General features: G+C 34.3%; 15 protein-coding genes. 6 read left to right on the plus strand and 9 right to left on the minus strand.

The annotated features are described in order from the left end of the window. The first annotated feature begins 158 nt into the window (after positions 1-158). Positions 159-1,466, plus strand: coding sequence for a ribosome biogenesis GTPase Der (der, locus tag C4F50_RS12695; RefSeq protein WP_194139026.1), 1,308 nt, complete (start codon positions 159-161; stop codon positions 1,464-1,466). Positions 1,467-1,625: 159 nt separating this feature from the next. Continuing rightward, positions 1,626-4,379 carry an outer membrane beta-barrel protein gene (locus C4F50_RS12700; RefSeq protein ID WP_194139027.1) on the plus strand — a complete coding sequence of 918 codons (2,754 nt, stop codon included), beginning with the start codon at positions 1,626-1,628 and terminating at the stop codon, positions 4,377-4,379. Positions 4,380-4,501: 122 nt separating this feature from the next. Here the strand turns inward: C4F50_RS12700 and C4F50_RS12705 are convergent, their stop codons facing one another. The 8 genes from C4F50_RS12705 to C4F50_RS12740 all read right to left on the minus strand — a co-directional run bounded on the left by C4F50_RS12705 (position 4,502) and on the right by C4F50_RS12740 (position 11,871). Beyond that, positions 4,502-5,047, minus strand: coding sequence for a hypothetical protein (locus tag C4F50_RS12705; protein ID WP_194139028.1), 546 nt, complete (start codon positions 5,045-5,047; stop codon positions 4,502-4,504). Positions 5,048-5,284: 237 nt separating this feature from the next. Further along, positions 5,285-7,831 (minus strand): TonB-dependent receptor, encoded by a 2,547-nt coding sequence (locus tag C4F50_RS12710; RefSeq protein ID WP_194139029.1) that lies wholly within the window; start codon positions 7,829-7,831, stop codon positions 5,285-5,287. A gap of 249 nt (positions 7,832-8,080) precedes the next feature. Continuing rightward, positions 8,081-8,494: an RrF2 family transcriptional regulator gene (locus C4F50_RS12715; protein ID WP_194139030.1), complete on the minus strand. Its 414-nt coding sequence runs from the start codon at positions 8,492-8,494 to the stop codon at positions 8,081-8,083. Positions 8,495-8,577: 83 nt separating this feature from the next. After that, the gene (locus C4F50_RS12720; protein ID WP_194139031.1) at positions 8,578-9,396 is read right to left on the minus strand and encodes a TPM domain-containing protein; all 819 of its coding nucleotides are present in this window, start codon (positions 9,394-9,396) and stop codon (positions 8,578-8,580) included. A gap of 3 nt (positions 9,397-9,399) precedes the next feature. Beyond that, positions 9,400-9,837 carry a TPM domain-containing protein gene (locus C4F50_RS12725; protein ID WP_194139032.1) on the minus strand — a complete coding sequence of 146 codons (438 nt, stop codon included), beginning with the start codon at positions 9,835-9,837 and terminating at the stop codon, positions 9,400-9,402. Positions 9,838-9,893: 56 nt separating this feature from the next. Beyond that, complete coding sequence (locus C4F50_RS12730) at positions 9,894-10,478, minus strand: LemA family protein (protein ID WP_194139033.1); 585 nt, start codon at positions 10,476-10,478, stop codon at positions 9,894-9,896. A gap of 33 nt (positions 10,479-10,511) precedes the next feature. Next, a complete protein-coding gene (locus C4F50_RS12735) occupies positions 10,512-10,844 on the minus strand; it encodes a MerR family transcriptional regulator (protein ID WP_194139034.1) in 333 nt (110 codons plus the stop codon). A 49-nt stretch (positions 10,845-10,893) separates the two neighbouring features. Beyond that, positions 10,894-11,871, minus strand: a complete 978-nt coding sequence (locus tag C4F50_RS12740; protein WP_194139035.1) for a M23 family metallopeptidase — start codon at positions 11,869-11,871, stop codon at positions 10,894-10,896. A gap of 246 nt (positions 11,872-12,117) precedes the next feature. On the opposite strand from C4F50_RS12740, the gene alaS reads away from it, so the two are divergent. Further along, positions 12,118-14,766 carry an alanine--tRNA ligase gene (gene alaS / locus C4F50_RS12745; RefSeq protein WP_194139036.1) on the plus strand — a complete coding sequence of 883 codons (2,649 nt, stop codon included), beginning with the start codon at positions 12,118-12,120 and terminating at the stop codon, positions 14,764-14,766. 476 nt (positions 14,767-15,242) lie between these two features. On the opposite strand, the gene C4F50_RS12750 is transcribed toward alaS, so the two are convergent. After that, positions 15,243-16,988, minus strand: coding sequence for an ABC transporter ATP-binding protein (locus C4F50_RS12750; RefSeq protein WP_194139037.1), 1,746 nt, complete (start codon positions 16,986-16,988; stop codon positions 15,243-15,245). A 269-nt stretch (positions 16,989-17,257) separates the two neighbouring features. Here C4F50_RS12750 and C4F50_RS12755 point away from each other — a divergent pair, with 269 nt between their 5' ends. The 3 genes from C4F50_RS12755 to C4F50_RS12765 all read left to right on the plus strand — a co-directional run bounded on the left by C4F50_RS12755 (position 17,258) and on the right by C4F50_RS12765 (position 20,084). Further along, positions 17,258-17,995, plus strand: a complete 738-nt coding sequence (locus C4F50_RS12755) for a hypothetical protein (RefSeq protein WP_194139038.1) — start codon at positions 17,258-17,260, stop codon at positions 17,993-17,995. A gap of 232 nt (positions 17,996-18,227) precedes the next feature. After that, on the plus strand, positions 18,228-19,025 hold the full coding sequence (locus C4F50_RS12760) for a hypothetical protein (RefSeq protein WP_194139039.1): 798 nt from the start codon (positions 18,228-18,230) through the stop codon (positions 19,023-19,025). 102 nt (positions 19,026-19,127) lie between these two features. After that, complete coding sequence (locus C4F50_RS12765) at positions 19,128-20,084, plus strand: GSCFA domain-containing protein (protein ID WP_194139040.1); 957 nt, start codon at positions 19,128-19,130, stop codon at positions 20,082-20,084. Positions 20,085-20,091 lie beyond the last annotated feature (7 nt).

A 20,091-nucleotide genomic window follows, 5' to 3' on the forward strand; every position in this document is an offset into this window, starting at 1 on the left:
CAAAAAAAAACTTAGGTACTTAGAAACTTAGCATCTTAGGAGCTTTTTTTAACTACCTTTGCAAAAAATTAAAACACAGTATTTTGGGTTTGCAATTTATATGATTTTGTCAAAAGCGAAATCTAAAATCTAAAATCCTGAATCTAAAATTCAAAAAAATGAATAACATTGTTGCGATAGTAGGAAGACCTAATGTAGGGAAATCGACCCTTTTTAATAGGCTGATACAAAGAAGAGAAGCTATTGTAGATTCTGTATCTGGGGTTACCCGTGATAGAAACTATGGTAAAAGCGAGTGGAACGGAAAAGAGTTTTCTGTCATTGATACCGGAGGATACGTTCGCGGATCTGATGACGTTTTTGAAGGCGAAATCCGTAAACAAGTAGAGCTTGCTATCGACGAAGCCGATGTTATTATTTTTGTGGTTGATGTTGAAGAAGGAATTACGCCAATGGATGAAACCGTGGCAAAATTACTTCGTAAAGTAACAAAACCAGTTTTGCTGGCTGTAAATAAAGTGGATAACGCCATGCGTGAGAAAGATGCAGTGGAGTTTTACAACCTTGGTTTGGGCGAATATTTTACGTTTGCCAGTATTTCTGGAAGCGGTACGGGAGATTTGCTAGATGCTTTGATCGAAGCATTTCCAGATAAACCAGAAGTTGAGGTTAAAGAAGACTTACCTCGTTTTGCAGTAGTAGGGCGTCCGAATGCGGGTAAATCAAGTTTTATCAATGCTTTGATTGGTAAAGACAGGTATATTGTAACCGATATTGCGGGAACAACCCGTGATGCAATTGATACCAAATTTGACCGTTTTGGTTTTGAGTTTAACTTGGTTGATACTGCGGGAATTCGTAGAAAAGCCAAAGTAAAAGAAGATTTAGAATTTTATTCTGTAATGCGTTCTGTTAGAGCTATTGAGCATGCAGATATTTGTATATTGGTTATCGATGCAACCCGTGGATTTGAAGGGCAGGATCAGAGTATTTTCTGGCTGGCTGAGAAAAACCGTAAAGGTGTTGTAATCTTGGTAAACAAATGGGATTTGGTAGAAAAAGATACTATGTCTACAAGAGATTACGAAGAGAAAATTAAAAAAGAACTAATGCCTTTTACAGATGTGCCTATTCTTTTTGTTTCGGCTTTAACCAAACAGCGTTTGTTGAAAGCACTAGAAGCTACGGTTCAGGTTTTTGAAAACAGAAAACAAAGAATTCCGACTTCAAAATTCAATGAATACATGTTGAAGGTTATTGAGGCGTATCCGCCGCCAGCAACAAAAGGGAAATATGTAAAAATTAAATATTGCATGCAATTGCCGACAGAGGTTCCTCAGTTTGTATTTTTTGCCAATATGCCGCAATATGTAAAAGAGCCTTACAAGCGTTACCTGGAAAATAAAATTAGAGAAAATTGGGATTTTTCTGGAGTTCCGATCGACGTTTATATCAGAGAAAAATAAAAAAAAATGAGTCCCCGGAATAGGGGACTTTTTTATGTTTGGTGTCTTCATAAATTAGAAGATTGCTTTTTTATTGGCACTATATTTGGATAAATGTGAAAAACACAATTAAACCTTTTGCGTTTTATTAAGTCTTATTGATCTAACTAACCTAATTTTATGACCAGAATTTATTCATTTTTATTGTTTTTAGTTTTCGCTTATTCGGCAAATGCCCAAAACAATATCGTTATCAAAGGAACTGTGATTGATATTAACTCGCAGTTACCGCTAGAACTGGCGACAGTATATTTTACAACTGTAAAAGATTCTACTATTATTGAATATGCTACTACAGACAAAAACGGAAACTTTGTAATAAACACTAAAAAATACGATAAACCAGTATTTTTAAAAGTGAACTACACGGGCTACCAAGCTTATTTTGAAGAACAAAAAGGACTTTCTGAAAGTAAAGATTTTGGTAAATTGTACATGATTGAAAATACCAATGTTCTGGATGAGGTGGTGATTAAAACCGAAGCACCGCCAATTACGATCAAAAAAGATACTTTAGAATTTAATGCCAATTCGTACAAGGTTCGTCCGGATGCCAATGTAGAAACGTTACTAAAACAACTGCCGGGATTTGATGTCGATAATACAGGAAAAATTACCGTAAACGGACGTGAAGTAACGCAGTTTTTGGTTAACGGAAAAACATTTTTTGACAAGGACGGTGCCATTGCGATTAAAAACCTTCCAGCAGATATTATAAAAAAAGTGCAGGTTTCTGATTTTAAAACCAAAAAAGAAGAGCTGGCCAAACAGGAATCAACTTCAGATTATTCGACTGTAAATATTACGATTGACGAAAAAAAGAATAAAGGATATTTTGGTAAAGTGCTTGGCGGATACGGTTCTGACGAACGTTACGAAAGCAGTTTGATGATGAATTTCTTTAAAAATAAACAAAAAATCAGCGTTGTAGCTTCGTCAAATAATATCAACTCCACAGGTTTTTCTATGGATGAGGTTTTTGATAATATGGGCGGCGGCCGAAATGCCAAAGGCGGCGGACAGGGAGCTTCTAGCGGCGGTAAAGGAATTACGCAGTCTACTTTGGCAGGAATTAATTATTCTGATGACTGGACCAAAGAGCTGGAATTTATGAGCAGTTACAATTTTACAAATTCGGTAACTAAAAATGACAGCAAATCGAATCAAGTAAGCTTTTTGCCAACCGGAAATATTATTACAGAAGCAGATTCTAAAACAAAAAATGAAAATACGGGGAATAATGTCAATTTTGAATTAGAATACAAAATTGACCCTACGATGCGCCTTGTTGTGGCTCCAAAATTGAATCTGTCGCAATCTACCAGCAATAATGCTTCTTCTTCTTTTTCTGAAAATGAAAATGGAGAGGCATTGAACGAAAGTACGGGGATATCGCATACTGACGGTTCTAATACGAACTTTGCCAACAGCATTAATTTCAATAAAGTTTTTGAAAAGAAATCACGAAATCTAAGTATTGTTTTTAATAACAATAACAGTAAAAATGATTCTAACGGAATCAATATTTCAGAGACCATTTTTTATCAGGATCAGAAGCCGAATGATGAAAGAAATCAAAATGCAAAAAATACTGCAAAAACTGATACGTATGCCATTGATGTAGAATATACGGAACCTATTACAGATTCGCTGCGTGTGCGTTTCGGAACTGATTTTAACTGGCAGTCTTCGATCAATGATCAAAAAACATTTGATTTTGATGAGGCGGAGCAGCAATATTCTGATTTGAATTTATCGTTGACGAATTATACAACATCCAAACAGAATTCGATTTCGCCAAAAGTTGGAATCACATTACAGAAAAATAAATACACGCTGAATTTAAATTCAAGAACTTCGATTGTTGAATTTGACAATCATTCTTTTTATCTTAATCAAGCGACAGATTTGAATAAAAGATACATGCTTCCGTACGGCAGCGCACAACTGCGATACAAATTTAATCGTTCAAAGAATTTGAGTTTTAAATATGATTATTCTAATTCGCTTCCGTCTGCAACACAGTTAATGCCGGTAGCCAATTTAAACAACCCATTAAATAGTGTAATCGGAAATCCAGACTTAAACCCGATTGAGAAAAACAGTGCCGGTATCGATTTTAAGAACTTTGATTTTAGAACACGTTCGGGCTACAGTGTTTATCTTAGAGGAGATTATTATAACAATGACATCGTTTCTACTTCAATTTACGATGAAAGCGGTAAAAGAAATACCACTTATGTAAATATTTCTGGAACATATTCGGCTTCGCTTGGAGGAAACTGGAACCAGCAGATTAAAAAAGACGCACATACGATTAGATATGGTCTTCGTCTAAGCGGAAATTACAATTTTGATAAAGGATTTACGAATGATGTTTTGTATTACGCAAAATCGGTTGTACTAACACCGAGCCTCTATGCATCTTATGATTATGGCGAGGTATTGTCGATTGCGCCTTCTTATAGTTTGTCTTACAATGAAACACGATACGAGAACTATTCAAGAGATGCTACTTCGAATGTAATTCATAGAATTAATCTGCAGACAACATCGTATTGGCCGGCTAATCTGATCTTTGGAAATGATTTTGGATATACGTATAATTCAAACATTTCTGATGATTTCAAAAAAGATTTTTTCCTATGGAATACAAGTTTATCGTATGGATTTTTAGATAAAAAATTATACGCAAAAGTAAAGGTATATGATGTTTTAAATCAAAACCAAAGTGCTACAAGAACTATCTCGGCTACCTCTATCCGTGATGAAGAAAATACCGTTTTAAAGCGTTATGTAATGTTCTCATTAGCGTATAAGATAGGAAACTTTGCCGAAAGCAAAAAAGGAGGGAAGAGACAAAGAGGATCTTAATTTTTTAGGTTCAAAGGTTTACAGTTCCAAAGCGACATAAATATTAAAAAGCCTCAATCCAATTCAAATGGATTGAGGCTTTTTGATATTCAATATTTAAAATTGATCGATTTAGTGATTGTTCAAAGACTTGTTGTTTCTTCTGAATCAAAAACGGCTGTAATTTTTTTATTTAAACCTAAGAACAATTCAAGCTGCGGGAGTATCTCCATTTGTAAAAACCGAACTTCTGGATTGTCTTGTTCTTTGTATCTTATTCGTGGAGTTAGTTTAATTGCAACAACAGAATTTCGCTTTTGGACTGTCAAAATATAATTGAAACTATTTGAACTTGATTTTGAAACAACATCCATTACGTTGTTTAGTAAAGTTATTTTCTTTTTTCCGAGAGGTGTAATTTTGAATAATATGCCTTTATTTTTGTCGAATACCAAAGTAGTTTTACTGCGAATCAACAAATGATATAAACTGCTTAGAATTACAAAAAATAGGATAGCGGAGGCTATGGGCAAAACAATTTGAAGATGATTTTGTTCTAGTAAAATGATGCCGCCGGCTATGATGATTATTCCTATTGTGAAACTTATCAGCAGGTTTGAATTTTCATACCAGTACGGATCATAAGAAATTTCATTTTCAGATATTTTAAAATTATAATAGTTCTCCATTGCCGCCTTAATTCGTTTACATTTAAAACGTATACAATCTGTGTGACTTAGATTTGAAACGAGATAGTACGTGTATATTTTGAAGTAAATTTCAGGGATTAATTTTGTGCAAAGTGCCTCTAAAAGTTTTTAAAATAATAGTTTAAGACATTTTTCTATTTAAAACATTTGACATAAAAAAAAACGAGATACATTTTTAAATGCATCTCGTTTTTAAGACTAAAACTAACTAACCGCTTACAGCGAATATTTTATTGTAACTCCGTACGTTCTTTGATCACCAATTACACCAGCATATTGTCCTGCATTACCTCCAGCAGGCAATAATTGCTCATAATAATCTTTGTTTAGTAAGTTACGTCCCCAAAAGTGAACAGATAGTCCTTGTGAAGCGCGGAACCCCAAACGAGCATTAAAAATAGCATAACCTGGAACAACTAGATACTTAGAAGCAGAAGGGCTTGACGAGAACTCAGAACGGGCATAAGAATCAACAGCTAAGAAAATTTTTCCAGCATTTCCAAAGAATCTTGCGTTATCAGAAAGTTCACCTCCCAAAGATCCTGCCCATCTTGAAGCTCCTGGAAGCGCAGATCCAGAAACATCTTTAAATGATACTGGAGCTCCAGTTTCTTCTAATGGAAGTGGTGCATTTGTGAATTTCACATATTTACCATCTGTATAAGTTGCGGCACCATTTATGGTTAAGTGTGAGCTTACTACAAAACTTGCATCAACTTCTACACCTTGTACACGTACTTTATCTGCATTAGCAAGATAACCTCTGTTTACACCCAATTCTGCAGCCTGAACGTTAGTTTGGAAATCATTAATATCTGTTTGGAATAAAGCCAAGTTGAAGATTGAATTTCTAAAAGGAGATGTTTTTACCCCAACTTCATAATGATATACTTTTTCAGGTTTGATAACAGCCAATTCTAGTAATGGCTGTCCAGCCGAATTTGTTGGAAGTCCGGCAACGTTTACACCAACTGGTTTGTAACTTTTAGCAAAAGTTCCATAAGCATTAATCTTATCCGAAGCTTTTACAGTAACCGTAATATTACCAGAAAAATCAGTGTTGTCGATAGCCGAATCAAATGCTTGATCTGAGTATACTTGTTTTTTTAAAGCCAGTAATGCAGGATCTGTTGTTTGTAAACCTCCGTATGTTGTACGTGCATAATGTGCATCTTTTTTATCGAAATTATATCTTAATCCTGGTAAAACATGTAACCAGTCTGTAATAGCCCAGTCAATTTGTCCAAATACTGCAGCACTAGACGCTCTGATATTCGCATCTGTTTTGATTCCGTATCCTTCAAACAATCCTGGTGTTTTCCATAAAGCACTAGTAGAACTTTGCGCAAATCTCCATTGAGCACTTCCAGATTCTTCAGTTCCGTCCGTTTGTGATGTTTGGTCAATGAAGAAAACACCTGCAACACCGCTGATTCTAGAAGTCAACTGTCCTGCGTAACGAACCTCTTGGGTGATTTGTGTTTGTCTTGTAGGGTTTTGAGATTTTGCCAATACTTGTAATCCTGTAAAATCCCTGTCATTTGACGGATCCCAGTTCCAAAAACGCCAAGCTGTTGTAGAAGTAAGCGTTCCGCCTCCAATTTTAGTGTCAATATTCAAAGAGAAACCTCCCATATCCTGATTAGAACGCCATGGAGTATCTTGATCTATTTTACGATCAAATGCATTTTGACTTGGAAGCTGGTAATTCAAATCCTTAATAATAGCATCAAACTGACGATAAGCTGCTCTTTGCGTTGGTGCTACTCCGGCAACTACCTGCGCATATCCGTCAGGACGCTGTGTTGTAATATCGGCAGCAAAAATAATATTTGTATTTACAGTTGGAGTCCAAAGTAACTGACCTCTAATTCCTTGATTGTTTAATGTATTTGTAGGTCTTCCTGTTGCAACATTATCTACCAGACCATCACGTTGTGTTCCTGAGAAAGATATTCTTCCGGCCACTTTTTTTCCTAAAGCACCTGTTAAAGAGGCTTTAGCCTGCAAGAAAGAATAATTTCCGTAGCTTACTTCAAAATCAGCACCAGAAGTAAAACTTGGCTTGCGAGTAGTGATGTTGAATGCTCCAGAAGTAGTGTTTTTTCCGAATAAAGAACCTTGCGGCCCACGTAAAACCTCAATTTGTTCCACGTCGATAAAGTCAAGAGTTGTAGCTGCCGGACGAGCGTAATAAACGCCGTCAACATAAAAACCAACACCAGGATCAATTCCGTCATTGGTTAATCCGAATGGTGAACCCAAACTTCTAATATTGATACCTGTATTTCTTGGATTTGAAGAATAAAGTTGTACTGAAGGAACTAATTCTTTAATACGATTCACATTAAAAGCTCCTGTTTGTTCTGCTTGTTTTCCTGTAATTACAGAAATAGCAATAGGCACATCCTGAACTTTTTCGATTCTTCTTCTTGAAGAAACAACAACTTCAATAAGTTCATTTTCTTCTTTAAGAGCAACTTGAATTGGATTTACCGGAATGGCAGTTAATTCAATTTCAGTTGTTTTATAACCAACGTATTGAATCAAAAGAGTCAATGGTAATCTTCCTTTAGAATCAATTACAAATTTACCGCTGTTGTCTGTAATCGCGCTGTTAGTAGTTCCTTTAATCACCACGTTTACGGCTTCTAAAGGTATATTTTCGCTTGTTGTAACTACGCCTTCAACGTTTTGCGCAAATGAAATAGAGAAAGTTAAAAAGAATAATAGTGTAAAGATATTTTTTATAGATGTTTTCATTTTTATATTAAGTATATGTGATTAGTAGAATTTAAAATTATTTTTTTTAAAATCAACACATACACATTACAAATGAATTGCTTTTAACAGCTGCTAAAAGTCTTGTTTGTTTGTTTTGCAAAATTTTTGATACACCAGATGGACTAAAATGTACTTTCATGTTAAAACTTTTGTAAATGGTTAGTTAAATATTTTGTGCAAATATAAATATTAATTCTATCGATTTACTAGGAATTAAAAAATATTTTTTTATTTTTTTACTAATGAGGCGATTGTGATGCCCTCCATAGCTTTTAAAGTTTTGTCACGAATAAGCATTAAACCGTGGCGCAGACTGCATTCGTCCTCGGTTTTGCAATCAGAGCAAGGTTCGTAGAAGTTCAAAGAAGCACAAGGTAAAAGTGCAATTGCACCGTCAAATAATCGGTGAATTTCTGCTAGAGTAATATCATTTTTTGATTTTATCAGATAATAACCGCCAAATTTTCCCTGCTTACTGCTAACAAAACGACCGCGTTTTAGATCTAGTAAAATCTGTTCTAAAAACTTTTTAGGAATATTGGCTCCGTCAGCAATTTCTATCGTTCTAGAAATGTGATTTTCGTCTTGTTCTGCTAAATAAAGTAAGGCCTTAAGGGCGTATTTTGCTTTATGTGATAACATCTATATTGAATTGTAAATTGTAAAAGTAAGATTTTTTAAACTTGAAACCTAAAACAAAGAAAACTTGAAACAAAATTATTGTTTTACCAGCTGCCTCCAGAGCCTCCTCCAGAGAACCCGCCGCCGCCAAATCCACCGCCGAAACCGCCTCCGCCACCAGATGATCCGCCTCCAAAACCTCCGAAACCGCCGCCGCCGCTTCTTCCAAGATTACTTAAAATAATAACATCAAGAAGACTTGGTCCGCCGCCACTGCTGTTTCCAGAGTTACCGCCTCCGCGTTTGTTTCTAGAAAGTAAAATCAATATGATGACAATAATTACGATAAAAGGCAGGATAGGAAAACTTTGTCCTTTACTTTTTTTGCGTTCGCTCTTGTATTTGCCTTTAAAAACATCAAATAAGGCATCGGCACCTTTATCTAATCCTTTATAATAACTTCCTGCTTTAAACTCAGGAATAATAATATTTCGGGTTATCTCACCGCCAATTCCCGCAGTCAGCCTGTCTTCTAAACCATAACCAGGCGAAATCCAGATTTTTCTTTCGGTTTTGGCCAATAAAATCAAAACGCCGTTATCTTCTTTTGCCTGACCGATTCCCCATTCCTGCGCCCATTTTGGCGTAAGGATTCCGATGTCTTCTCCTTTTAAACTTTCGATAGTAATAACGACAATTTGAGTTGAGGTTGAGTCAGAATAACGAACTAGTTTTTCTTCCAGCTGCGTTTTTTCAGAAGCACTCAAAACATTCGCGTAATCGTAAACAGAAGTCTGAAAACTTGGTTTTTTCGGAATATCAAATTGTGCAAAAACACTTGAAAAGGTAAAAAAAGCGATTAACAGAAAGGATAATTGAAAGATTCCTTTAGAATTGAAAGTTTTAAGAGTGGAAATTTTCATTAGTTATCCTTTAGAGATTTCATTAGATAATTCGTTTACATCATCTTCAGATGAAGGGAAATATTTTTTCAATTGTTCACCGGCATTTAAAATCCCATCAACAATTCCTTGTTTAAATTTTCCCGCTTTAAAATGGCTGGTCATAATATCTTTGGTACAATCCCAAAAATCGTTAGAAACCAAATCATTAATTCCTTTGTCACCGCAGATCACAAAGTTTTTATCATCAACTGCAAAATAGAGTAATACTCCATTTTTAAGACTTGTTTCATCCATTCGCAATTCATGAAAAACTTCTAAAGCTCGATCATAAGGAGCTTTAGAAGTTGTTTTTTCTATATGTACTCTAATTTCGCCAGAAGTATTTGTTTCGGCTACGCGGATAGCTTCAACAATTTCTTGTTCTTCTTCTTTCGTTAAAAAATCTTCTACTTTTGACATGACTGATTTTAGAGTTTAGAGGGTTGATTTTAGATGTAACGTCTAAAATTTTTTTCTTAGAATTTTACTTCAACTGGTTTATCTGCTCCAGTAGAAGCTTCAAAATATGGTTTTTCTTTGTATTCACTCAAGAACCAATTGTTAGGAATCTTTAACACATAACCATTGTAAACTTGAACAGACTCATTAAAACGAGTTCTTGCAGTAAGAATCTGGTTTTCAGTACTTGCTAATTCGTCTTGTAATTTTAAGAAATTCTCGTTTGCTTTTAAAGTTGGATATTGTTCAACAGAAACCAATAATCTTGATAATGATGAAGATACACCGCTTTGCGCCTGATTAAATTCTTTTAATTGCTCAGGAGTTACGTTACTTGGATCAATTGTTACCGAAGTAGCTTTTGCACGAGCTTCTATTACTGCTGTTAAAGTCCCTTTTTCAAAATCTGCAGCGCCTTTTACCGTGTTTACTAAGTTCCCGATAAGATCGTTACGTCTTTGGTAAGCTGTTTGAACATTTCCCCATTCTTTATTTACTGCTTGACTGTGCTGTAATGCAGTGTTTTTAATTCCAATTGACCAAAAAGCAATTATCGCAATCAGTGCAACAATAATTCCTACAGGGATTAACCATTTTTTCATATTAGTTTAATTTAAGTTTATTTCAATTTTTAATTACAATTCGTTTTTGATGTCGTTTAATTGTGTTTTTATGGATTCTAATTTACGGATTATTTCGAATTTATCTAATGTTTTCTTCTGACCTTCCTTTAAGTGAATTTTAGCTCCCTCGAGTGTAAAGCCTCTTTCTTTTACCAAATGATAAATCAGCTGTAAATTAGTAATATCATCCGGCGTGAACATCCTGTTTCCTTTGGCATTTTTTTTCGGTTTCAGGATATCAAATTCACTGTCCCAAAATCGTATTAATGATGCATTGACATTAAAAGCTTTGGCAACTTCGCCAATGCTGTAATATCTTTTGTCTTTGGAAAGTTCAATATGCATGATTTGTTTTTTTCTTATTTATTTCAAAATTACTATTTTTTTAACAATACTAATCTAATGATTGATTTTCTTGGTTTGCCATTTGTGAAATTGCAATATATTCTACAGCCGAAATATTTCCGTAATAAAAATTCAACGGATTGACTACTTTTCCATCTTTATGCACTTCGTAATGACAATGCGGTCCTTCAGATCTTCCTGTGCTTCCTACATAACCAATTACATCGCCGCGTTTTACTTTCTGCCCAGGACGACAATTGTATTTGCTCAAATGCGCGTACAAACTTTCGTATCCAAAACCATGCCTGATTACAACATGATTTCCGTAGCCAGAAGCCGTATTATCGGCTCTTTCTACTACGCCGTCGCCAGTGGCATAAATCGGAGCGCCGGTGTTGGCCGTAAAATCCATCCCGTTGTGCATTTTTCGCACTTTCGTGAAAGGGTCAATACGGTACCCGAAACCAGAAGCAACACGTTTCAAATTCTCATTCTGCACCGGCTGGATTGCCGGAATGGCTAATAACAAATTCTCTTTAGCTCCAGCTAATTTTAAAATTTCATCCAGAGATTTAGACTGAATGGCTAACTGCTTAGAAAGTTTGTCAACTCTTTTAGTCGTGTTTAATACCAGCTGCGAATTATTGTATCCTTCCAGTGCTTTGTATCTTTCAGGATTTCTGAAACCGGCTTTTCTAATAGAATCTGGAATTTCTGTTTTATTAAAATAAACGCGGTAAATATTATTGTCTCTTTCTTCTAAGGCGTCTGCTGCTTCATCAATTGCGTCTAGTTTTTTATTTAAAATAGCATATTGCAGTTTTAAATTTTCAATTTCACGTGCTTGTAAACGATCTTTGGGAGTTTCAAAATAAGGAGTGTTAATCAATAATACAAAAACTAAAAAACCGAACAACGCCGAAGCTACTAAAAACAGTAATGCATAACCTATTTTTATTCTTTTTCTGGTTTTTATTTTCGTATAAGCCAGATTTTCTGAGTCGTAATAATATTTTACTTTCGCCATATTTTAAAATACCCTATTTTTGCAGCTTGTAAAAACTAGTTAGTCGACAAATTTACTAAATGTTACGGTCGTTAACTGCTTTTTTTCAAGATTAAAATAATTAGATAATTGAGTCAATTAGATAATTAGATAATGAATAAAGTAAATGATTTATTGCTTAGACTATGAGTTTTTCAATTTAAATTTTCTAATTCTCACATTATCAAATTGGCAAATTAATAAAAGATACATTTTCTTAATTACAATATGAAATCACAAGACGTACGTAAACAATTTCTAGACTTTTTTAAAAGCAATGGGCACTTAATTGTTCCATCGGCTCCTATCGTCCTTAAAGACGATCCAACTCTTATGTTCAATAACTCGGGAATGGCCCAGTTTAAAGAATTTTTCTTAGGGAATGGAACTCCAAAAAGTAAAAGAATAGCCGATACGCAAAAATGTCTTCGTGTTTCAGGAAAACATAACGACCTTGAAGATGTAGGTTTTGACACCTATCACCATACGATGTTTGAGATGCTTGGAAACTGGTCTTTTGGAGATTATTTCAAAAAAGAAGCCATCAATTGGGCTTGGCAGTTACTGACAGAAGTTTATAAAATTCCAAAAGAAAATCTGTATGTTTCGGTTTTTGAAGGAAGTAAAGAAGATAATGTTCCTTTTGATCAGGAAGCTTGGGATATCTGGAAAACATTAATTGATGAAGACCGAATTATCCTTGGAAACAAAAAAGATAATTTCTGGGAAATGGGAGATCAGGGACCATGCGGACCTTGTTCTGAAATTCACGTTGATTTACGTCCGGAAGCTGAAAAAGCATTAGTTACAGGGAAAAGTCTGGTAAACAACGATCACCCGCAGGTAGTTGAAATCTGGAATAATGTATTCATGGAATTCAACCGTAAAGCAGATGGATCTTTGGAAAAACTTCCGGCACAACACGTTGATACCGGAATGGGATTTGAGCGTTTGTGTATGGCTTTGCAAGGAAAAACATCCAATTATGATACGGATGTTTTTACACCGCTTATCGAAAAAGTGGAGCAGATTACAGGTTTAAAATATACTCCAAACGATGTCACTCTGAGCGGAGTCGAAGAGTCAGAAGAACAAGATAAAACTAATATTGCGATTCGTGTAGTGGTAGATCACGTTCGTGCGGTTGCGTTTGCAATTGCCGACGGACAATTACCATCAAACACAGGAGCTGGTTATGTAATACGCAGAATTTTGCGTCGTGCTATTCGTTACGGATTTACATTTTTAGGCACAAAAGAGCCTTTTATTAACAAATTGGTTGAGGTTTTAGCAAACCAAATGGGCGAGTTTTTCCCAGAGATCAAATCGCAGCAGCAATTGGTTACCAACGTAATTCGCGAAGAAGAAGCTTCTTTCTTAAGAACATTAGATCAAGGACTGCAGTTGTTAGAGAATGTTGTGAATGAAACTTCTGGAAAAGAGGTTTCTGGAGCTAAAGTTTTTGAATTGTATGATACTTTTGGTTTCCCGAAAGATTTAACAGCTTTGATTCTAAAGGAAAAAGGATTCTTTTTTAATGAAGAAGAATTTGAAGTTGAATTACAAAAACAAAAAGCACGTTCCCGCGCTGCTTCTGAAGTTTCTACAGAAGACTGGAATGTTTTAATTCCTGGAAATGTAGAAACATTTGTAGGTTATGATAAAACTGAAAATGAAGTAAAAATTACGCGTATCAGAAAAGTAGATTCTAAAAAAGACGGTATTTTGTACCAAATCGTTTTAGATAATACGCCATTTTATCCAGAAGGAGGAGGACAAGTTGGTGATAAAGGAACGTTGGTTTCTGCAAACGAAACAATTGAAATTATTGATACGAAGAAAGAAAACAACTTAATTCTGCATTTTGCAAAACAACTTCCAGAAAATATTGAAGCAGGTTTTGCTGCAAAAGTAAATACCGATTTAAGAACATCGACTTCAAAAAATCACTCGGCTACGCACTTGATGCATTTGGCTTTGAGAAACATTTTGGGAACTCACGTAGAACAAAAAGGTTCATTGGTAAATCCAAATTACTTACGTTTTGACTTTTCTCATTTCAGTAAAGTTTCTGATGATGAAATTAAGCAGGTAGAAGCTTCTGTTAACGCTCAAATCGAAGCGCAGCTGCAATTGGTAGAACACAGAAACATTCCGATTAAAGAAGCTTTAGATAAAGGCGCAATGGCTTTATTCGGCGAAAAATACGGAGACAATGTCCGTATGATTGAGTTTGGAGAAAGTAAAGAATTATGCGGTGGTATTCACGTAAAAAATACCTCAGACATCTGGCATTTCAAAATCATTTCTGAAGGTGCTGTAGCGGCAGGAATTCGTCGTATTGAAGCGATTACTGGTGATGCAGTTAAGAACTTCTATGTAAGTCAGGAAAATACATTAGCAGAGATAAAAGAAACACTAAAAAATCCGCAGGATATTTTAAAATCGGTTGCATCACTTCAAGATGATAATGTAAAATTGAAGAAACAAGTGGAGCAGTTGTTAAAAGAAAAAGTAAATGCTTTAAAATCTGTTTTAGAAAATGATTTCCAAGAAGTAAACGGCGTAAATTTCCTTGCAAAACAAGTAGATTTAAGCATGGCTTCGACTAAAGATTTAGCACAGGCAATTGGAAGTTCTAAACCAAACGCATTTGTTTTCTTAGCTTCTATTGAAGACGGTCAGCCAAATATTCACTGCTACATCACAAAAGAATTAGCAGCAGCAAAAGGTTTAAACGCGAATGCAGTGATTAAAGAATTAGGGAAATACATCGACGGAAATGGAGGAGGACAGCCTTTCTTCGCTTCTGGAAAAGGTAAAAACGCTGATGGAATTGCTGAGGCTTTGGCTAAAGCAATTGAATTTTTGAATTAAAGATACTAAGGGTCTAAGGTTCTAAGTTGCTAAGATTCTAAGATTTTAAAATTATAGATAAAGTAAACCCGACAGGCTTTTAAAACCTGTCGGGTTTTGTGTTTATATATTTATTTTTTCTCATTTTATGTCATTTCGACGAAGGAGAAATCTCCGCGAGAAGCTCGACAAAGATTGGATTCAAATTGCGGAGTTACTTGCGGAGATTTCTCCTTCGTCGAAATGACAAATAGTAGGTTTGTTAGGTTCTCTTAATAAAAAACTCAAATCAATAGCAGGTTAAAAGAAAAGGCTTTAGCCAAACTATTACGTTTGGCTAAAGCCTTTCAGCTTTATTTATAATGCATCCAGCTAAACCTGGACACTATTCAAAACTTAGTATCTCAGAAACTTAGCAATTTAGCAACTTAGAATCTCAGAAACTTAGAATCTTAGCAGCTTAGAACCTTAGTAACTCAGCAACTCAGAACCTTCAATTACTTTCTTTCCCCAATCTGCTGACGCCACATAGCGTAATACAAGCCTTTCTCAACGATCAAATCCTCGTGTTTACCCTGCTCGATGATTTTACCTTGCTCTAAAACAAAGATTCTATCAGCATGCATTACGGTAGATAATCGGTGAGCGATTAAAACTGTAATTCTATTTTTATCTGAAATATTTCGGATTGTAGCGTTAATTTCTTCTTCGGTAATAGAATCCAAAGCAGAGGTCGCTTCATCAAAAATCAATAAATTCGGATTTCTTAAAATGGCCCTTGCGATTGATAAACGTTGTTTTTCACCGCCAGAAACTTTAATACCGCCTTCACCGATTGTGGTGTTTAAACCGTCTTCGGCACGCTTAAGAAGTTTGTCGCAGCTTGCTCGTTTTAAGGCATCGTATAAATCTTCGTCGGTTGCGTTTGGTTTTACGAAAAGTAAATTTTCTCGAATAGTTCCAGAAAACAATTGTGCATCCTGAGTTACAAAACCAAGCTGCTTTCTTAAATCAAGTAAATCAATTTCGGTAGAATCGATATCATTGTATAAAATTTCTCCTTCTGCCGGAGTATACAATCCAACCAAGAGTTTTACCAAAGTTGTTTTTCCAGATCCAGAAGGACCAACAAAAGCGACAGTTTGTCCCTGTTTGATTTCGAAATTGATATTTTCGACCGCTTTAAATTTTGCTGTTCTGTGCTGAAAACTCACATTAGAAAAAAGTAATTTCTGAATGGCACCAACATGTTTTGGCGTTTTCGGACGAAATTCTTTTGGAGCGTTCAATAAGTTTCTGAAATTTTCCATAGAAACTTTTGTTTCGTTCAAAGCAATAATAAAATTCCCTAATTCTTGTAAAGGACCGAAAATGAAGAACGTAAAAAATACCATCGTCAATAAATCACCAACAATGATTTTTCCTCCAAACAAGAAATAATACAATGCAAAAACAACACAAGTTCTTAAAAAGTGAACCGTTGTTCCCTGAATAAAACTTAAACTTCTGATAAAACGAATTTTTTCTAATTCTAATTGCAGGATTTTAAAGGTATTTAAATTCAAACGCTTTTCTTCCTGATACGTTAATCCGAGACTTTTTACGAGTTCAATGTTTCGCAAACTTTCTGTTGTAGAACCCGCCAAAGCATTAGTTTGATTCACAATTTTTCGAGAAACGATTTTAATCTTTTTACCCAAATATAAACTCACCAAAGCAATAATAGGCGCTGTAACTAAAAAGATAATTGAAATACGTAAATCAATTCGGGCTACATAGACAATGACGAAAATGAATCCGATAATAGTTTGAAAAATTAATGAAATCGAAAGTGTAATTAGTTTCTCCGAATCAATTCGAACTTTGGTCAATTTACTTAAAGTTTCGCCGCTTCGCTGGTCTTCAAATTCAGCATACGGAAGATCAAGCGATTTTTTGATTCCGTCAGTATACATCTGTGCCCCAGTGCGCTGAATGACAACATTAGTAAAATAATCCTGAAAGTTTTTGGTAATTCTGGAGATCATTGCAGCACCAAGCGAAAGCCCAAGCCAAAAAGCCAGTGATTTGATAAAACCCATTTCGTTTCCTTTGTATTTTGCCAGGCCGACACCGCAGTCCTGCATTAATTTTCCTGTAATTACAGAGTCTGACAAACTGAAACAAATGTTGATCGTAGCCATAATCAAAGCAAAAAACAACAACATTTTATGTTTGATGATGTAGGTATATAATAATTTCATATAAGTTTTTAGAAAAATGGAAGATGCAAAAGTAAGGAATTGTTTTAGTTTGTGATTATGTTTTTTGTTATTAAAAATGTAATTTTTTAACGCTGTTAAGTTCCAGTAAAAGTTGATAATTATTTGTTTTTCTATAAAAGATATTTTTTTAAATGTAGCATTTAAAACAGAAAAACTATTTGCTTGTAATGAGGAATCCCGTAAGGTTATTGTTTTTGCTTGCATTACGTTTGCTTAAATAACAAAAACAAATTTAATACCATAACAAAATGAAAAAAATTTTATGTCTTTTTGGAGCTTTGACTCTAGTGTTGACTTCTTGTTCTAGTGATGATTCTTCTTCAGAATCAAGTGATAATGTTTTACTAAAAAAAACAATTATCACAAATTCTGACGGAGAGAAAACTACGATTAATTATAAATACGATGGTAATAAAATAGTAAGCGCAATAGATGATTCTGGAGATTCGAATATGTATTACACTTATACAGGAGATCTAATTACTAAAATAGAATACAAATATCCTGACGGAACAATTGATCAAATAAATACTTATTCTTATAATGCAGAAGGTAAATTAACAACTTTTTTAAGAGTCGATCCAGAAATGGATTGGGGAAATAAAGAAGTTTATACTTATAACACAGATGGTACAATTACTGCTCAAGCATATTCAGGTGATTCTAAAACTCAAACACTGAAAGGAACGGTTAATACCATTAAATTTATAAACGGAGAAGTTAGCGAGATAGTAAGTGCAGCAAGCTGGGAAAATCATAAATACACTTATGATGATAAAAATAATCCTGAAAAAAATATTTTAGGAATGGATAAGATTGCATTTGTTGACGGAGAAGCAAATGGAGTTAAATTTAACATTTTAACAGATACATCAGAAGGTGATTTATGGACAAATAGCACCTTTACTTATAATGATAAAGGATATCCAACTAAAGAAGTTGATAAAGGATCTGATAGTTTAGGTACTAGTGAGTATTTCTATTAAAAAAAAATCTTTATTTCTACAAGCCAGATTATGTCTGGCTTTTTTTTGTTATTTAAAAATGTAATTTTTACTAATTTACATAATTTAACTAAAATATTTTTAATTAAATCACTGGTTATTATTCTTTTAAGTGGTGTGCGGGTTAAATTATATATTGTGATGCGGAATCCCGTAAGGTTATTGTTTTTGGTTGCATTACGTTTGCAGCATTAATATTTAACATCAAAACAAAATGAAAAAATTTTTATGCCTTTTCGCTGCATTAGCTTTATCTCTAAACTCTTGTTCAAGTGATGACAGCAGCTCTGAAGGAGGATCTTCTGCAACAGCTTTGCCATCAAAAATTACGCTGACAACTGTTGAAAACGGAAAATCAGGATCTCTTGATTATACCTTTACTTATGACGGAAACAAATTGAAACAAATTTCACTTTCTGACGCTTCAAAATACGTTTACACTTACACTGGAGAGGTTATCACTAAAGTAGAATATTTTAGATCAAGTGTTTTAGTTTCTACAGACGTTTACGCATACGAGAATAGCAAATTAGTTTCTAAAATTACTACACAAGCTTTTGGTTCTACAATTCAGGATAAATTGACATTTGTGTACAATGCCAACGGAACAGTAAATGCAAATCTGTCTCAGATAGAAGACAGAGTAGAAACTAAATACGATACTACAACTCTTTATACATTTGCAAATGGAAATATCGTTTCTACTGAATATTATGATGGTCTAAAAGAAAAAATCACCAATACATTTGACGATAAAAAAAGCCCATTTGTTAATATTACAGGTTTAAAACTTTTATTAGATTTAGCTCAAGTTGACAGTGATGATTTTCAATTTGATTTTCATTCTGGAAATAATGCATTGACTAGCGTAACAGTAAATTATGATGAAGACGGAAAAGCTGTTCAAACTGTAAGTACAGACTATAAAAACAAATACAATGCTAATAATTTCGTAAGTGAAGTATTTGCTGGAGATGCTAATGACTCTTTCAAAATTCAAATTACTTACTAATAATTAGTAAAATACTTTTTAAAAATCCTCATAATCTGTTTTTGATTATGAGGATTTTTTTTATTGCTGAAAAATCGTGAAATTCGTGTTCAAATAAAAAGTATGCAATTCAGAACACAAATTCCTATTCAGAAAAGTAAAACTCCAATCGATTATAATTCGAAAGTACTTTCTATTGGTTCCTGTTTTGCAGAAAATATGGCGGAGAAATTCGATTATTTTAAATTTCAGAACGAGACCAATCCGTTTGGAATAGTTTTTAATCCCGTTTCGATTGAGAAGATTATTCAGAGAGTAATTCATCAGGAATTTTATCAAGAGAAAGATGTGTTTTTTCACAACGAGCGCTGGCATAGTTTTGAAGTACATTCAGACTTAAGTAATGCCGATCGTCAAGAACTTTTAGAATCTTTAAATAAAGCCGTTCAGGAAACGCATAGACAACTAAAAGAAGCAACGCATATCATTATTACCTACGGAACTTCGTGGGTTTATAGAAGCTTAGAAATTGATGAAATTGTCGCCAACTGCCATAAAGTGCCTCAAAAGCAGTTTTCAAAAGAATTATTATCAACAGAAACAATTCAGAAAAGCATTCAAAACACAATTGATTTAATTCAGACTTTAAATCCAAATATCCATTTCATTTTTACGATTTCTCCCGTACGTCACATTAAAGACGGTTTTGTCGAAAATCAATTAAGCAAATCGCATTTATTTGCAGCCTTGCATTCTAATCTAAAATCTAAAATCAACAATCAACAATTATATTACTTTCCCTCATACGAAATCATGATGGATGAGCTTCGTGATTATCGTTTTTATAATGAAGATATGCTGCATCCAAATCAGATTGCGATCGATTATATCTGGAAACTTTTCAGTGAAAATTATATTTCAGAAAACAGTATTTCTACAATGAAAGAAGTAGATGAAATTCAGAAAAGCCTTCGTCATAGAAGTTTCAATCCAGAATCAGAACAACACGAGAAATTCCTTCAAAAATTGCGACAGAAAATAGAAATTTTAAGTGCAAAACTGCCTCATATAAAATTTTAGCGATTTC

This window comes from Flavobacterium hungaricum (assembly GCF_015182285.1).
In the GTDB taxonomy this organism is placed as follows: domain Bacteria; phylum Bacteroidota; class Bacteroidia; order Flavobacteriales; family Flavobacteriaceae; genus Flavobacterium; species Flavobacterium hungaricum.

Bases quoted from the DNA above. Each gene is read 5' to 3' on its own strand.
- der (WP_194139026.1), top strand. From the start codon at position 159: ATGAATAACATTGTTGCGATAGTAGGAAGACCTAATGTAGGGAAATCG.
- C4F50_RS12700 (WP_194139027.1), top strand. From the start codon at position 1,626: ATGACCAGAATTTATTCATTTTTATTGTTTTTAGTTTTCGCTTATTCG.
- C4F50_RS12705 (WP_194139028.1), bottom strand. From the start codon at position 5,047: ATGGAGAACTATTATAATTTTAAAATATCTGAAAATGAAATTTCTTAT.
- C4F50_RS12710 (WP_194139029.1), bottom strand. From the start codon at position 7,831: ATGAAAACATCTATAAAAAATATCTTTACACTATTATTCTTTTTAACT.
- C4F50_RS12715 (WP_194139030.1), bottom strand. From the start codon at position 8,494: ATGTTATCACATAAAGCAAAATACGCCCTTAAGGCCTTACTTTATTTA.
- C4F50_RS12720 (WP_194139031.1), bottom strand. From the start codon at position 9,396: ATGAAAATTTCCACTCTTAAAACTTTCAATTCTAAAGGAATCTTTCAA.
- C4F50_RS12725 (WP_194139032.1), bottom strand. From the start codon at position 9,837: ATGTCAAAAGTAGAAGATTTTTTAACGAAAGAAGAAGAACAAGAAATT.
- C4F50_RS12730 (WP_194139033.1), bottom strand. From the start codon at position 10,478: ATGAAAAAATGGTTAATCCCTGTAGGAATTATTGTTGCACTGATTGCG.
- C4F50_RS12735 (WP_194139034.1), bottom strand. From the start codon at position 10,844: ATGCATATTGAACTTTCCAAAGACAAAAGATATTACAGCATTGGCGAA.
- C4F50_RS12740 (WP_194139035.1), bottom strand. From the start codon at position 11,871: ATGGCGAAAGTAAAATATTATTACGACTCAGAAAATCTGGCTTATACG.
- alaS (WP_194139036.1), top strand. From the start codon at position 12,118: ATGAAATCACAAGACGTACGTAAACAATTTCTAGACTTTTTTAAAAGC.
- C4F50_RS12750 (WP_194139037.1), bottom strand. From the start codon at position 16,988: ATGAAATTATTATATACCTACATCATCAAACATAAAATGTTGTTGTTT.
- C4F50_RS12755 (WP_194139038.1), top strand. From the start codon at position 17,258: ATGAAAAAAATTTTATGTCTTTTTGGAGCTTTGACTCTAGTGTTGACT.
- C4F50_RS12760 (WP_194139039.1), top strand. From the start codon at position 18,228: ATGAAAAAATTTTTATGCCTTTTCGCTGCATTAGCTTTATCTCTAAAC.
- C4F50_RS12765 (WP_194139040.1), top strand. From the start codon at position 19,128: ATGCAATTCAGAACACAAATTCCTATTCAGAAAAGTAAAACTCCAATC.